General features: G+C 73.9%; 14 protein-coding genes. 4 read left to right on the plus strand and 10 right to left on the minus strand.

Annotated elements, in window-relative coordinates; translation table 11 throughout:
• Positions 1–36: 36 nt before the first annotated feature.
• Positions 37–960, minus strand: a complete 924-nt coding sequence (locus ACZ619_RS30410; protein WP_469605553.1) for a hypothetical protein — start codon at positions 958–960, stop codon at positions 37–39.
• 78 nt (positions 961–1,038) lie between these two features.
• Here ACZ619_RS30410 and ACZ619_RS30415 point away from each other — a divergent pair, with 78 nt between their 5' ends.
• Positions 1,039–1,647 carry a flavin reductase family protein gene (locus ACZ619_RS30415; RefSeq protein WP_469605556.1) on the plus strand — a complete coding sequence of 203 codons (609 nt, stop codon included), beginning with the start codon at positions 1,039–1,041 and terminating at the stop codon, positions 1,645–1,647.
• Here ACZ619_RS30415 and ACZ619_RS30420 read toward each other — a convergent pair.
• Positions 1,644–2,966 (minus strand): MFS transporter, encoded by a 1,323-nt coding sequence (locus tag ACZ619_RS30420; RefSeq protein ID WP_469605559.1) that lies wholly within the window; start codon positions 2,964–2,966, stop codon positions 1,644–1,646. The two genes, ACZ619_RS30415 and ACZ619_RS30420, sit on opposite strands and share 4 nt — an antisense overlap.
• Positions 2,967–3,037: 71 nt before the next feature.
• Here ACZ619_RS30420 and ACZ619_RS30425 point away from each other — a divergent pair, with 71 nt between their 5' ends.
• On the plus strand, positions 3,038–4,066 hold the full coding sequence (locus ACZ619_RS30425; RefSeq protein WP_469605561.1) for a GlxA family transcriptional regulator: 1,029 nt from the start codon (positions 3,038–3,040) through the stop codon (positions 4,064–4,066).
• A 113-nt stretch (positions 4,067–4,179) separates the two neighbouring features.
• Here ACZ619_RS30425 and ACZ619_RS30430 read toward each other — a convergent pair whose 3' ends face one another.
• The 3 genes from ACZ619_RS30430 to ACZ619_RS30440 all read right to left on the minus strand — a co-directional run bounded on the left by ACZ619_RS30430 (position 4,180) and on the right by ACZ619_RS30440 (position 7,604).
• Positions 4,180–5,229, minus strand: coding sequence for a Zn-dependent alcohol dehydrogenase (locus tag ACZ619_RS30430; RefSeq protein ID WP_469605564.1), 1,050 nt, complete (start codon positions 5,227–5,229; stop codon positions 4,180–4,182).
• Complete coding sequence (locus ACZ619_RS30435) at positions 5,229–6,383, minus strand: acyl-CoA dehydrogenase family protein (RefSeq protein WP_469605566.1); 1,155 nt, start codon at positions 6,381–6,383, stop codon at positions 5,229–5,231. The genes ACZ619_RS30430 and ACZ619_RS30435 overlap by 1 nt, the downstream gene beginning before the upstream one ends.
• A 306-nt stretch (positions 6,384–6,689) precedes the next feature.
• Positions 6,690–7,604 carry an SDR family NAD(P)-dependent oxidoreductase gene (locus ACZ619_RS30440; RefSeq protein WP_469605568.1) on the minus strand — a complete coding sequence of 305 codons (915 nt, stop codon included), beginning with the start codon at positions 7,602–7,604 and terminating at the stop codon, positions 6,690–6,692.
• Between the two features lie 86 nt (positions 7,605–7,690).
• Between ACZ619_RS30440 and ACZ619_RS30445 the strand changes: the two genes are divergently transcribed.
• The gene (locus ACZ619_RS30445) at positions 7,691–8,626 is read left to right on the plus strand and encodes a cyclase family protein (RefSeq protein WP_469605570.1); all 936 of its coding nucleotides are present in this window, start codon (positions 7,691–7,693) and stop codon (positions 8,624–8,626) included.
• A 256-nt stretch (positions 8,627–8,882) separates the two neighbouring features.
• On the opposite strand, the gene ACZ619_RS30450 is transcribed toward ACZ619_RS30445, so the two are convergent.
• The 3 genes from ACZ619_RS30450 to ACZ619_RS30460 all read right to left on the minus strand — a co-directional run bounded on the left by ACZ619_RS30450 (position 8,883) and on the right by ACZ619_RS30460 (position 11,922).
• Entirely contained in the window at positions 8,883–9,359 is a 477-nt protein-coding gene (locus tag ACZ619_RS30450; RefSeq protein ID WP_469605750.1) for an ATP-binding protein, read from the minus strand.
• 553 nt (positions 9,360–9,912) lie between these two features.
• On the minus strand, positions 9,913–10,785 hold the full coding sequence (locus tag ACZ619_RS30455) for an acyl-CoA dehydrogenase family protein (protein ID WP_469605573.1): 873 nt from the start codon (positions 10,783–10,785) through the stop codon (positions 9,913–9,915).
• Positions 10,786–10,791: 6 nt separating this feature from the next.
• Positions 10,792–11,922, minus strand: a complete 1,131-nt coding sequence (locus ACZ619_RS30460) for an acyl-CoA dehydrogenase family protein (protein WP_469605576.1) — start codon at positions 11,920–11,922, stop codon at positions 10,792–10,794.
• Between the two features lie 131 nt (positions 11,923–12,053).
• On the opposite strand from ACZ619_RS30460, the gene ACZ619_RS30465 reads away from it, so the two are divergent.
• The gene (locus tag ACZ619_RS30465; protein ID WP_469605578.1) at positions 12,054–13,643 is read left to right on the plus strand and encodes a class I adenylate-forming enzyme family protein; all 1,590 of its coding nucleotides are present in this window, start codon (positions 12,054–12,056) and stop codon (positions 13,641–13,643) included.
• Here ACZ619_RS30465 and ACZ619_RS30470 read toward each other — a convergent pair.
• Both ACZ619_RS30470 and ACZ619_RS30475 read right to left on the minus strand, forming a co-directional pair.
• Positions 13,627–14,139 carry an EF-hand domain-containing protein gene (locus ACZ619_RS30470; protein WP_469605580.1) on the minus strand — a complete coding sequence of 171 codons (513 nt, stop codon included), beginning with the start codon at positions 14,137–14,139 and terminating at the stop codon, positions 13,627–13,629. The genes ACZ619_RS30465 and ACZ619_RS30470 overlap by 17 nt on opposite strands.
• A gap of 145 nt (positions 14,140–14,284) precedes the next feature.
• The gene (locus tag ACZ619_RS30475) at positions 14,285–14,659 is read right to left on the minus strand and encodes an STAS domain-containing protein (RefSeq protein ID WP_469605583.1); all 375 of its coding nucleotides are present in this window, start codon (positions 14,657–14,659) and stop codon (positions 14,285–14,287) included.
• Positions 14,660–14,842 lie beyond the last annotated feature (183 nt).

Below are 14,842 nucleotides of genomic sequence, written 5' to 3' on the forward strand. Positions count from 1 at the left end.
CCGACGGGCCCGTCGGCCGCAACTGCCCCGGGCCCGTCAGCCGTCGGCGTGTTCGAGGATGCGCAGGGTGCCCGCGTCCGGGTCGCCGAAGAGGACGAACAGTTCGGGGGCGTCCGCGCTGCCGCCGATCGACCAGTGGGTGCTCTCGCCGCAGTCGCCGTCGAGGCTGAGCAGCACGCCGGCCCGGCCGGTGCCGGAGCGGTCCGCGTCGGGACGCCAGCTGCCGGCCCCCTCGCACACGACGTAGTCACGGGACCCGCGGTCGTCGACGGGCGGCTGGGCGGGCAGTGCGACGGCCTCGGCGCTGCCGTCGGCGCGCAGCCGCAGTTCGGCCCCGTCGTCGCCCCGCCAGACCCCGGCCAGCTGGACGGCGGTCGGCTCGGGCGGCTCGTACTCCTGGACCAGGCCCGCCCAGGTGGCCGCCGCGGCGCCGCCGAGGGCCGCGAAGAACAGGACGGCCGAGCCGGGCACGGCCCACCGCCAGACGGCCGCCGGCGGCCAGGAGCGACGGTGGACGTACCCGACGCCGAGGACGGGCAGCAGGCCGAGCGCGAACAGGACCGGGACCGTGGCGGACAGCCGCCAGGACCACAGCAGCGCGGCCGGCGCGCCCCAGACGGCGGCCGGGACCGCCGGGGCCGCCAGGTGCCACGCCCAGGGCGGGCCGCCCAGGCGCCGCGCGGCGAGCCGGGCCGGCACCACCGCGGGCCAGGTCAGGACGAGCGCCTGCGCCACGCCCAGCACCGGCAGCACCAGCGAACCGAAGACCAGGCAGCACACGGCGCCCAGGGCACCGCCGTACCCGGAGCCGTAGTCGTCGCCGCGGGTGCTCGCGACCCACCACAGCAACCCGGCCGCCGGCAGCTGGGCCGCGCTCAGCGCCGCGGCCGTGCCCAGATCGTCGCGCGACCAGAGCCGCCCGCCGCCGCGCAGCCGTTCGCGTATGTCTCCCCACCCCATGGGCGCAGCGTAGGTGCCCGTACGGCGTCCGTCGCCGCCCTTCCCATCTGACGTGGCGTCAGCTTCAATGAAGACGTGATGGGACACGCAGGGGCGGCGGCCGCCGCCGTCCGTTATCTCAGGTCGGCTCCCGGGCCGGGGACCGTGGAGGCCCTGCCGCGCCCGGAGTTGCGGTGCGTGGGGGCGGACGAGCGGGTGCCGGTCGACCCGGCGGAGTTCCGGCGGGTGCTCGGGAACTTCGCGACCGGGGTGACCGTTGTCACGGCACCGGCCGCCGAAGGCGAACCCTCCCCCGCCGGCTTCGCCTGCCAGTCCTTCTCCTCGCTCTCCCTCGACCCGCCGCTGATCTGCTTCATGGTCGGCCGTACGTCGGCCACCTGGCCGCGCATCGCCCGCGCGGGGGTCTTCTGCGTCAACGTCCTCGGCGCGGGCCAGGGCGAGCTGTGCCGCGGCTTCGCGGTGAGCGGCGCGGACAAGTTCGCGGGGGTGGCCTACGACGCGGCCCCGGTGTCGGGCGCGCCGCGGCTGGCCGGCACCGCCGCGTGGATCGACTGCGCGGTCCACGCGGTGCACACGGGCGGCGACCACCTGATCGTGGTCGGCCGGGTCGACGCCCTGGGCGCGGGCGACTCCCCCGGCGGGCCGCTGCTGTTCCACCGGGGGCGGTTCACCGGGCTGGCCGGCTAGACGGCCGGGGCGGGCGCGGGGACCGGCACCACCGGGCGGCGCCGGATCACCAGTGCCATCAGGGCCGCCGCCGCGCACAGCGTGCCGGAGGCGTACCAGACCATGTCGTACGTCCCGAAGGCGTCGCGGGCGACACCGCCGAGGTAGGCGACGACGGCCGCGCCGACCTGGTGCGAGGCGAGGACCCAGCCGAAGACGATGGCGCTGTTCTCGCCGTAGTGCTCCCGGCACAGGGCGAGGGTGGGCGGGACGGTGGCGACCCAGTCGAGGCCGTAGAAGACGATGAAGAAGATCATCGGGGGGTGGACGGTCGGCGCCAGCAGCATCGGGAGGAAGAGGAGGGAGATGCCGCGCAGGGCGTAGTAGACGGCGAGCAGGCGGCGCGGCTCGAAGCGGTCGGTGAACCAGCCGGAGGCGATCGTGCCGACGACGTCGAAGACGCCGACGACCGCGAGCAGCGAGGCCGCCGCGGTGATCGGCATGCCGTGGTCGTGGGCGGCCGGCACGAAGTGGGTCTGGACCAGGCCGTTGGTGGAGGCCCCGCAGATCGCGAAGGTGCCGGCGAGCAGCCAGAAGGGCCCGGTGCGCACGGCGGAGGACAGGACGCCGAGGGCGCGCCGGGCGGCTCCGGTGACCGGCGGCGGCTTCGGCACGAAGTCGGCCGCGCCGTACGGCTTCAGGCCCACGTCGGCCGGGTGGTCGCGCAGCAGCAGCCAGACGAAGGGGACGACCGCGAGGGCGGCGAGGGCGACGGTGACGGCGGCCGGGCGCCAGTCGTAGGTCTCGACGATCCAGGACAGCAGCGGCAGGAAGATCAGCTGGCCGGAGGCGGAGGCGGCGGTGAGGATGCCGCTGACCAGGCCGCGGCGGGTGGTGAACCAGCGGTTGGTGACCGTGGCGGCGAAGGCGAGCGCCATCGAGCCGGAGCCGAGGCCGACCAGCAGGCCCCAGCACAGCAGCAGCTGCCAGGCCGCCGTCATCCACACGGTCAGGCCGGAGCCGACGGCGATGACGGTCAGGGCCACGGCCACCACTCGGCGGATGCCGAAGCGGTCCATCAGGGCGGCGGCGAAGGGTGCGGTGAGCCCGTACAGCGCGAGGTTGACGGAGACGGCCGCGCCGATCGTGCCCCGCGACCAGCCGAAGTCCTGGTGCAGCGGGTCGATGAGCAGGCCGGGCAGGGAGCGGAAGGCGGCCGCGCCGATGATCGTGACGAAGGTGACGGCGGCGACGTACCAGGCGCGGTGCACGCGCGAGGAGCGGGTCGGCTTGGGCTTGGGGTCCCTGAGGACGGCTGCGGCTTCGCTTGTCTGGGTCACGCCGTAAAGCTTCGGCCAGTGGGCCCGCTCCATCGAGTGGCCCGAAGGACAGTATTCGTTAGAATCGGGCCATGAGCAGTGACCCCGGTTTCCGTCCGCACCGTGTCGCCGTCCTCGCGCTGGACGGCCTGCTCCCCTTCGAGCTGGGCATCCCGCACCGCATCTTCGGCCGCCCCAGGGACAGCCGGGGCCGGCACCTGTACGAGGTCGTGACCTGCTCGGTCCGGCCGCCGGGCCCGGTCGAGACCGACGCCGACTTCTCGATCCACGTGCCGAACGGCCCGGAGGCGCTGGCCACCGCCGACACCGTGATCGTCCCGGCCTCGTACGAGCTGGGCCCGGTCTTCGAGGAGGGCGTGCTCACTCCCGAGCTGGCCGCCGCCCTGGCCCATATCCGCCCCGGCACCCGGCTGGCCTCCATCTGCACCGGCGTCTACGTGCTGGCCGCCGCCGGCTATCTGGACGGCCGCCCGGCGACCACGCACTGGGCCGAGGCGGACCACCTCCAGCGGCTCTTCCCGCGCGTGGCGGTGGACGCCGACGTCCTCTTCGTCGACGACGGCGACGTGCTCACCTCCGCCGGGGTGGCCGCCGGGATAGACCTGTGCCTGCACATGGTCCGCCGCGACCACGGCACGGCCGTCGCCAACGACGTGGCCCGCCGTACGGTCGTGCCGCCGCACCGGGACGGCGGCCAGGCCCAGTACATCCACCGCCCGGTCCCCGACCCCCAGGTCGCCACCACCACGACGGCCCGCGCCTGGGCCCTGGGCCGCCTCCACGAGTCCATCCAGCTGCGCGACATGGCCGAGCAGGAGGCCATGTCGGTACGGACCTTCACGCGCCGCTTCCGCGAGGAGACCGGTGTCAGCCCCGGCCAGTGGCTCACCCAGCAGCGCGTGGAACGCGCCCGCCACCTCCTGGAGTCCACCGACTTCTCGGTCGACCGGATCGCCCGCGACGCCGGCTTCGGCACCTCCCAGTCCATGCGCCAGCACCTTCAGGCGACCCTCGGCGTCACCCCGACCGCCTACCGCCGGACCTTCCGCACCGGCGTGACCGACGACCGCCCCCACGCCCCCGTCCACACCCCGCGCTGACCGCCCGGACGGCCCTGCCGCGGACGGCGCCGCCCTCCGCGACGGCCCGCCCGCGGGGGACCCGGTCGCCGCGAGGCGGACTCACCGGCCCTGTCCTGCCCCTCCCCGCGGTCTCAGAACGTGAGCACCCCCCGGGCCACCCGTCCCGCCTCCGCGTCGGCGCGGGCCTTCTCGAAGTCCTCGACCGGGTAGGTCTCGGTGACCAGTTCGTCCAGCATCAGGCGGCCCTGGCGGTACAGCTCGGCGTAGAGGGCGATGTCGTGCTGGGGGCGGGAGGAGCCGTAGCGGCAGCCGAGGATGGACTTGTCGAGGAACAGGGCGGCGACGACGAAGGACGCCTCGGCGGTGGCGGCGGGCATGCCGAGGAGGACGGCCTGGCCGTGCCGGTCCAGGAGGTCGACGGCCTGCCGGACCAGCTCGACCCGGCCGACACACTCGAACGCGTGGTCGACGCCGTACGGCAGCAGGTCCTTGACCCCGTCCGTCGAGGTCAGGAAGTCGGTCGCGCCGAACTGCCGGGCCACCTCCTCCTTGGCCGGGTTGGCGTCCACGGCCACGATCCGCAGCGCGCCGGCGATCCGCGCGCCCTGGATGACGTTCAGCCCGATGCCGCCGGTGCCGATGACCAGCACGGTGTCGCCGCGGTCGACGCGGGCGCGGTTCAGTACGGCGCCCACCCCGGTCAGCACCCCGCAGCCGATCAGCGCGGCCGACGTCAACGGCACGTCCTTCGGGATCCGCACCGCCTGCACGGCCCTGACGACGGTGCGTTCCGCGAAGGCCGAGTTGCAGGCGAACTGGTGCACCGCCCGGCCGCCCCGCAGGAACGGCTTCCCGGGCCGCCCGATGGCCTTGCGGCACATGGTGGGCCGCCCCCGGTCGCAGTCGGCGCACGCACCGCAGTTGGCGAGCGTGGAGAGCGCCACGTGGTCGCCCGGGACCACATGGCTCACGCCCGCCCCGACGGCCTCCACCACGCCCGCGCCCTCGTGTCCGAGCACCACGGGCACGGGAAAGGGGATGGTCCCGTCCACCACCGACAGGTCGCTGTGGCAGAGGCCGGCCGCCGCCACGGCGACCAGCACCTCCCCCGGCCCCGGTTCCCGGACCTCCAGATCGTCGACGACCTGCACCTGTTTGCCGTCGAACACGACACCACGCATCACGAATCGCCCCCCTTGGGTTCCCTCGGCAGACCGAGCACGCGCTCGGCGATGATCGTGCGCTGCACCTGGTCCGAGCCGCCGTAGATGGTGTCGGCCCGGGAGAAGAGGAACAGGTGCTGTGCGGCGTCCAGTTCGTACGGTGCCGCCGCCGACCAGTCGGCCGGGCCGACGCTCGCGCCGGCGCCCCGCACCAGCACGGCGAGTTCCCCGAGCCGCTGGTGCCAGCCGGCCCACAGCAGCTTGGCCACGCTCGGCGCGCCGGGCTCCCCGCCCGAACCGCCCAGCGTGCGCAGGGCGTTCCAGCGCATGACCCGCAGCTCGGCCCACTGCCGCACCAGCCGCTCCCGTACGACCGGATCGGCGACGGCGCCCGTCGCCACGGCGTCCCGCACCACCCGCCCCAGCTCCTCGGCGAACCCGATCTGCTGGGCCAGCGTCGAGACGCCGCGCTCGAACCCGAGCAGGCTCATGGCCACCCGCCAGCCGTTGCCCTCGCCGCCCACCACGTGCTCCACGCGCGCGTGCGCCCCGTCGAAGAAGACCTCGTTGAAGTCGCTGGTGCCGGTCATCTGCCGGATCGGGCGGACCTCGACGCGTCCGGGCTGGTCCATCGGCACGAGCAGGAAGCTCAGCCCGTGGTGGCGGCGTGAGGCGGGCTCGGTCCGCGCGAGCACGAAGCACCAGTCGGCCTCGTGCGCGAGCGAGGTCCAGATCTTCTGGCCGCTGATCCGGTAGCCGTCGGCCTCGCGTACGGCCGAGGTGCGCACACCGGCCAGGTCCGACCCGGCGCCGGGCTCGCTGTACCCCTGGCACCACAGTTCCTCGCCCGCGGCGACGGGGGGCAGGAAGCGCGCCTTCTGCTCCTCGCTGCCGTGTGCGATGAGCGTCGGGGCGAGCAGGTTCTCCCCGATGTGCCCGGAGCGCGGGGGCGCGGGCGAGCGGGCGTACTCCTCGGCCCAGGCGACCTGCTGGGTGAGCGTGGCGGTGCGGTTGCCGTACCCGCCCTCCGGCCAGCCGAGCCCGATCCACCCGGCGGCGCCGAGTGTGCGCTCCCAACTGCGCCGGTCCACGCCGGCTTCGGCGTGTGCGCCGAGCCAGGTCCGGACTTCCCGGCGAAACGCCTCGTCCTCCGGCGCGAAGCCGAACTCCACGGTGACCTCCAGAGATACGTCGGGTTCACGGCCGTACAGGAACGGCCGGACGGCGCCGTGGTGGCCGGGCGCCGGCGCGGCGGACGGGAGAGGGGGAGCGGGCGGGCGGATTCGGTGAGCGCGGGCTCCGGAAGCGGGCGGGCGGATTCGGTGAGCGCGGGCTCCGGAAGCGCGCCGGGGGCGCGGGGCGGCGCGCGAGCACGCGCGACGGCGCCGCCCGCGCGAACGCACCGCGCCCGTGCGGGCGCGTGGGTCCGCGCGGCCCGTCCACCCCGCGGCCGCCGGTGCACACGCGCTCCGTCCCCCTCACGTGTTCGGCCGGTTTCCCGCCCGCGCCGCCGCCTCCATCGCGGCCAGTTGCGCGAGCATCGGCATCGGGTCCGTTCCCACGCTCCCCGGCAGCGCCTCGGCGATCCGCTCCGGCGTCCAGGAGCCCGGCGCCGCGTAGGCGGCCCGCAGCTCCCTCGGCTGGGCCCAGACCGCGATCTTGGGGCCGGCGACCGTGTAGACCTGCCCCGTGATCGCCGCGTCGCGCGCGGCGTCCGACAGCAGGTAGACCACGAACGCGGCGACGTCCTCCGGCTCGCCGATCTCCGTCAGCTCCGTCGGCACGCCCGCCGACATGCGCGTACGGGCCACCGGTGCCACCGCGTTCGCGGTCACCCCGTACTTGTTGAGGCCGAGCGCGGCGCTGCGCACCAGCGAGATGATCCCGCCCTTGGCCGCGCTGTAGTTGGCCTGTGCGACGGAGCCCTGGTGGTTGCCGCTGGTGAAGCCGATCAGGGTGCCGGAGCGCTGGGTGCGCATCACCGCCGACGCCGCCCGGAACACGGTGAAGGTGCCCTTGAGGTGGGTGGCGACCACGGGGTCCCACTCCTCCTCGGTCATGTTGAACAGCATCCGCTCGCGCAGGATGCCGGCCACGCAGACGACCCCGTCGAGCCGGCCGTACGACGACAGCGCCGTGTCGACGACCCGCTGCCCGCCGGCCATGGTGGAGATGTCGTCGGCCACCGCGACCGCGTCCCCGCCGGCCGCCTCGATCTCCTTGACGACGGCCTCGGCGACCTCGCTCGTGGGCGAGCCGCCGCCGACCGAGACGCCGTAGTCGTTGACCACGACCTTCGCGCCCTCGGCGGCCGACGCCAGCGCGACCGCCCGTCCGATACCGCGCCCGGCACCCGTCACGGCAACGACCTTGCCTGCCAAGAAGTTCCCCACGTCCGGCCCCTTCCCGCGGTTTCTGACGGACCGTTAGATTTTATGGCGCGTCAGATGCGCGGACACAAGCCCCGGGGAGGAACCGGATGTCACTGCCGACACTTCATCCGGCGTTTCACGACATCGCCGAGCGCGTCAACAACTGGGGGCGCTGGGGGGCCGACGACGAGATCGGCACGCTGAACCTGATCACCGACGACGTGGTGCGGCGCGCCGCCGAGACCGTCCGCAGCGGCCACCGCGTCCCGCTCGCCCTGCCGTTGCGGGAGGACGGCGTGCAGACCGGGATGATCCCGGGGCGGGTCAACCCGCTGCACGCCATGGTGCAGATCAACCAGGAGCTGTTCGGTCCCGGCACCGTCGCGTGCAGCGACGACGCGGTGACCATGGGGCTCCAGGCGGGCACCCACTGGGACGCGCTCACCCATGTCTCGCACTCGGGAAAGCTGTACAACGGGCGCCCGGCGGAGACGGTGACCGCGCACGGCGGGGCGCAGTTCAGCGGGATCGCGACGGCGCGGCACATCGTCTCGCGCGGGGTGCTGCTCGACGTGGCACGCGCGCGTGGCGTGGACCGGCTGGCGGGGGGCCACGCGGTCACGCCCGAGGACCTGGAGGCGGCCGAGGAACTGGCCGGGACGACGGTCCGGGCCGGGGACGTCGTGCTGGTGCGGACCGGGCAGGTGCAGGTGTACCTGGCCGGGGACAAGCACGGGTACGGGTACCCGTCGCCGGGGCTGTCGGTGCGGACCCCGGAGTGGTTCCACGCGCGCGACGTGGCCGCCGTCGCGAACGACACCCTCACGTTCGAGATCTTCCCGCCGGAGATCGAGGACCTGTGGCTGCCGGTGCACGCCCTGGACCTGGTGGAGATGGGGATGCTCCAGGGCCAGAACTGGAATCTCGAAGAGTTGTCCACAGCCTGTGGAGAAACCGGCCGGTACGCGTTCCTGCTGTCGGCGATGCCGGAACCGTTCGTCGGGGCGACGGGAACGCCGGTGGCGCCGGTGGCGGTGCTCTGACCCGGTGACCCCGGAGTGCGGCGCGCGCCGGCCCGCCCCGAGCCCGGTCCCGCGCGCCGCCGTCCGGCTCGACCCACACTCGGCGAGGACACCCGGCGCCGGGGCCCTCGCCGTCCCCTCGCGGCGAATCGCAGACCTCAAGCGTGTGCACCCGGCCACAGGACGTCAACGCCCGAACGGGGTCCTACGGTGTGCTCCCCGGTTCACAGCGGGCGCGCACGGGTGCAACCCCCGGCGCATCACCGCGCATCGGGGATCACACCGCCTCGAAGGCCAGCCCCTCGAACGAGGCGAGTCCGCCCCCGTACGCCACCGCCGCGCCCCGCCGGATCTCCGAACACCGGTCGAGCTCGCACCAGATGCGCTTGCCGACGCCTTCGGGGCTCCAGCCCCAGCGGTCGGCGAGCCCGTCGACGAGGGCCAGGCCCCGGCCGCCGGTCGCGTCACCGTCGACGCACCTCGGCACGGGCGCGCGGTTGCTGGTGTCGGCGACCTCCAGCCGTACGGTGGCCGACTCCCCGGCGCCGCCGCGGTCCGCGCCCGGCAGCGACAGGCGCAGCACGGCCGGACAGCCGGTGTGCACCACCGCGTTGGTGACCAGCTCGGAGACGAGCAGGATCAGCGTCTCGGCGAGCGGCTCGTCCGCCGCTATGCCGGACCCGGCGAGGCGCGAGCGGGCCCACCTTCTGGCCCGTCCCACCTCCGCGGGGTCGGGCCGGATCTCCAGCTGCACTTGAAGCACCTGCACCGCTCACACCATCCGAACCGGCGGACACATGAACCCGCGCCGAGCCGACGCCACGACCAGGGCCGTGACGACCAGTACGGCGAGGGCCACGATCGTAGCCATTTTCTGCATGGCCAGAACAACGGCCAGAGCAAGGGTCACGGAACGTGATTCCCTTACGCGACAGCATGGTTGACGTACAGTCACCCCAACAAGCGCTTCGGGCATATTCCAGCGCGAAGGAGTACGCCTACGGCATACTGTGCGACGCTCGTGACGGGGGGTCGAACAGGTGGCGGAGCAAGCCCTTACCACCCTGCGAGCGGCGGCACGCACCGTGAGCCGCGGGGCCGCTTCGGCGGCGCCGCCGGCATGGCTCTCGCTCCGAACCACTCGCATCCCACAGAAGGTACCGGAGGGGGCGCCCGACTCCGGGCCGTGACGAGTCACGCGTTGGACACAACCCGGTATCAACGCTCCGTGATCCCGGTGTGCCACGATCCGCGACACCCGGACCGGTCGAACGCCTGACTCCGCAGACCAGGGGTGTTTCGAACGCTCAGCCGAGCAGCTCCGCGGCGAGCATCTCCTCACCCTGGGTGCCGCCACCGCCGCGCCTCGCCCGCACCCAGGCCCGCTTCAGGTGCAGATGCACCTCCGCCTCCCAGGTGAAGCCCATCCCGCCGTGCACCTGGAGGCAGTCCCGGGCGCCGCGTACGGCGGCCTCGTCGGCGAGCAGCCGGGCCGCCGCGATGTCCACGGGGTCGGCGGTCACCGCGGCCGCGTAGACGGCCGCCCGCGCGGTCTCGGTACGCACCAGCGTCTCGGCGCACAGGTGCTTGACCGCCTGGAAGGCCCCGATCGGCTGCCCGAACTGTTCGCGTGTCCGGGCGTGTTGCACGGCCAGCTCGCACGCGCGCGTGGCCGTGCCGAGCTGTTCGGCGGCGGTCAGCAGCACCGCCACCGGATCGGGGGGCTCGGCGGCCGCGTCCGGCACCCGGTGCAGGGGCGTCAACGGGTCCACGGAGCGCACCGGTACGGCCCGTGAGGCGTCCCCCGTCACGGTGTCGGCCTCCGCCAGCCACTCCACCAGGGCGGCGTCCACGCGGGCCACCACGGCCTCGCCGTCGGCCGCCCCGGCGACGTGCCCGGCCGCGAGGTGCGTGGCCAGCAGCGGGCCGGTCAGCAGCGCCCGTCCCGCCTCCTCGAAGACCAGCGCGGCCTCCGGCAGCCCCAGCCCGACCCCGCCGTCGGCCTCCGGCAGCCGCAGCGCGAAGAACCCGGCCGCCCCCAGTTCCCGCCACAGGTCCCGGTCGAGGCGCCCCGGCGCGCCGGCGGCCGCCCGCAGCGCCCCGCCGTCGAACCGGCGTGCGAGCAGCTGGCGCATGCCCTCCCGCAACGACTTCTGGTCGTCGGTCAGTTGGAACCGCACGTCCGTTCACCGCCCCTTCGGCAGTCCGAGGATCCGCTCGGCGACGATGTTCCGCTGGATCTGCGACGTGCCCGCCGCGATGGTGTACGAGAGGGAGGACAGCCGGTCGAGGACCCAGGGCCGGTCCAGGTCGAGCGCGTCGGGGCCGAGGACGTCGGCCGCGGCGTCGTACAGCTCCTGGCGGGCGTGCGAGTAGCGGAGTTTGAAGACCGAGCCGCCGACCCCGGGCACGCCCCTGCCCTCGGCCTCGCTGACGTTCCACTGGGTGAGCCGCCACAGCGCCCGGAACTCGGCGTTCAGCCGGCCGAGCCGGCGGCGCAGCGCGGGGTCGTCCCAGGTGCCGTTCCGGTGCGCCTCGCGCGCGAGGTCGCCGAGCACCCGGCGGCAGGCGACGACCTCGCCGACGAAGGCGGTGCCGCGTTCGAAGGAGAGGGTGACCATGGTGACGCGCCAGCCGTCGTTCTCGGCGCCCACGCGGTTGGCGGCCGGCACCCGCACCTCGTCGAGGAAGACCTCGGCGAACTCGTCGGACCCGGCGAGCGTGCGCAGCGGCCGTACGGTGACGCCCGGCGCGGCCATGGGCATGGCCAGCCAGGTGATGCCGCGGTGCCTGGGCGCCCCGGGGTCGGTGCGCACCAGCAGTTCGCACCAGTCGGCGACCTCGGCGTGCGAGGTCCAGATCTTCGAACCGCTGACCACGTAGTCGTCGCCGTCACGCCACGCGCGCGTGCGCAGCGCCGCCAGGTCGGAGCCGGCGTCCGGCTCGCTGAAGCCCTGGCACCAGACCTCCTCGCCGCGCAGGATCGGTGCCAGCCAGCGGGCCCGCTGCTCCTCGGTGCCCTCGGCGGCGACGGTGGGGCCCGCGTGCAGCAGGCCCACGAAGTTGGCGCCCACGTAGGGCGCGCCGGCCCGCTCGGTCTCCTCCAGGAAGATCAGCCGGGTGGTCGGGGAGGCGTCCCAGTGGACGTCGGCGTACCCGGCGTCGTACAGCGTCCGCTGCCAGCCGAGGTCGTAGGCGCGGCGGCCCGGCCAGTCGCGCGGCCGCGGCTTCGGCGGGAGGCCGGGCAGCGTCTTGGCGAGCCACTCCCGCAGCCGGGCCCGGAAGTCCTCCTCCTCGGGCGTGTACGACAGGTCCACCGGCAGACACCCCCACGGAACTGATGGTTCGTCAGATCTCGCAGGCTAGCCCCGCACCCCTGGACCGACAAGGCACCAGCACCTACGATCTGACGACTCGTCAGCTCACGGAGCGAGCAGGGGGCCCGGCCATGGACGACAGCACAGCCACCGCACACGACCCGAACGCCGTCGCACACGAGCTCGGCGCCTCCCGCACGCTCTGGGACCTGGTCGTGCGCCGCGCCGGACTCACCCCCGACCGCCCGGTCTTCCTCCAGGGCGGACGCGCCCTGGCCTTCGGCGAGCTGCGCGCGCGTGCCGAACGCGTCGCGGCCGGGCTGTACGGCATGGGCGTGCGCCCCGGCACGGTGGTCGCCTGGCAGCTGCCCACCCGCATCGAGACGGCCGTCCTGTCCTTCGCGCTGGCCCGGCTCGGCGCCGTCCAGTCCCCCGTCATCCCCTTCTACCGGGACCGCGAGGTCGGCTTCGCGCTGCGCGAGTCCAGGGCCGAGTTCTTCGCCGTACCGGGCGTCTGGCGCGGCTTCGACCACACGGAGATGGCACGGCGGCTGGGCGCGAAGGGCGTCTTCGAGGCGTACGACACACTGCCCGACGGCGATCCCGGGGTGCTGCCCGCGCCGCCCGCCGAGGGGTCCTCCGTCCGGTGGATCTACTGGACCTCGGGAACCACCTCCGACCCCAAGGGCGTTCTCCACACGGACCGGTCGCTCATCGCGGGCGGCTCCTGCCTGGCGCACGCGCTGCGGCTCACGGCGCGGGACGTGGGCTCGATGGCGTTCCCGTACGCGCACATCGCCGGCCCCGACTACACGGTGATGCTGCTGCTCTACGGCTTCCCGGCGGTGATGTTCGAGCAGTTCGCGCTGCCGGAGGCGCTGGCGGAGTACCGCGCGCACGGGGTCACGGTGGCGGGCGGTTCGACGGCCTTCTACTCGATGTTCCTCGCGGAGCAGCGCAGGCATCCGGGCGGCAAGGTGATCCCGTCGCTGCGGCTGCTCGCGGGCGGCGGGGCGCCGAAGCCGCCGGAGGTGTACCACGCGGTGGTGCGGGAGATGGAGGTGCAGCTGACGCACGGGTACGGCATGACCGAGGTGCCGATGATCACGATGGGGGCGCCGGACGACACGCCGGAGAACCTGGCGACGACCGAGGGGCGGCCGCCGGCCGGGATGGAGATACGGATCGCCGAGGGCGGCGAGGTGCGGCTGCGGGGGGAGGCGGTGTGCCAGGGGTACCTGGACCCGGCGCAGACGGCCGAGGCGTTCGACGAGGAGGGGTTCCTGCGCACCGGCGACCTGGGGCACCTGACCGCGAGCGGGCATCTCGTGCTCACCGGGCGGCTGAAGGACGTGATCATCCGCAAGGGCGAGAACATCTCGGCGAAGGAGATCGAGGACCTGCTCGCCGCGCACCCGGCGGTGGGCGACGCGGCGGTGGTCGGGCTGCCGGACGCGGAGCGCGGGGAGATGGTCTGCGCGGTCGTCGAACAGCCTGCGGGAGCCGAGGTGTTGACGCTCCCGGAGCTGGTGGCGTACCTGCGCGCGGAGGGGCTGTCGGTGCACAAACTGCCGGAGCGGCTGGAGGTGGTGGACGCCCTCCCGCGCAACGAGACCCTGCGCAAGGTGCTCAAGTACCAGCTGCGCGAGCGGTTCTCGGGGACCGAGGGGGACCCCGGTCCGGGAGACCCCGGGCCGAAGGGCGCTACTCCGGGATCGTGAAGTAGCGGGCGAACGCCGGGACGATCTCCGACTCGGCGACCCTGCCGTCGGCGTCGGTGTCGAGGCCCGCCGCGACCGCCTCGGCGAGTTCGGGGGCGACACCGAGGGCGCGCAGCACGCGCACGGTGTCGGCGACCGCGGCGGTGCCGTCGCCCGCGGTGTCCGCGAGGGCGACGGCCGCGTGCAGGAAGGGCCGGGCGATCTCGGCGAACCGGTCGGGGTTGTCGTGCAGCCGCTTGACCGCGCCGCTCACGAACTCCTCGCGGGTGATGCGCTGGTCGCCGTCCCGGTCGGCCATGCCGGCCATGCCCTGCCAGAAGGCCTCCGCGCCCGCGTACAGGGCCTGGCCCTTGTCGGAGCGGGCGGGGGCGCCGAACTCGGCCAGCAGCGCCTTGGCCGCCGAGCTGAAGTCCTCGCGGTCGATCCAGCCGTTGCCGTCCTGGTCGAAGGTTGCGAACCGGGCGGCGATGCGTCGCTCGTACTCGGTGCTGACCATGTCTGTTCGGGCCGCCTTACGTGAGGTGGGGGTATCTCACCGGGAGCGTACGACGAGGGTGGCGGGCCGGGAGCACGAAAACGACCGTTGTGCCAAGACCGGGGGAATTCCGCGACAACAACGTGGCACTGTCGCGACCTTTCCGCTATGCGGAGAGCGGGTCCTCCTCCTCGGCGGTCGCGCTGTCGATGTCGGCGTACACGTCGAACAGCCGTCGCACGCCGAGGGCGCCGAGGACCCGGTTGACGTGGGAGCCGTCACTCGCGCCGTGCGCGGGCAGTATCAGCCGCAGCCGGCCGCGGCAGGAGCGGATGAGACGGCGGGCCGCGATGAGGACGCCGACGCCGCTGGAGTCGCAGAAGAACACGTCGGAGAGGTCCAGGACGAGACTGTGGTGCCCCTCGGCCACCGCGTCGTGCACGCGCTGGCGCAGCACCGGTGAGGTCACCAGGTCCAGTTCGCCCGACACCCCGAGCACGGCCCACTCACCCTGTTCGTCGCCGGTCACCTTGAAAGCCACGGCTCAGCCCTCCGCTCGCCGGATCTCCCGGAACCGCCCGGAAACGGAGCCAGTTCCTACGCTTCATTACGCGCGGCTGCCCAGCGGCCGTTCCCCGAAACCCCAAAGAACAAACGAGACCCAATCAGCAAAGGTCTTGTTTCGGTCACCACCGATCCTGTTCGATCAGAAACGGTGGATTCG

This window comes from Streptomyces sp. NPDC104367, assembly GCF_055583825.1.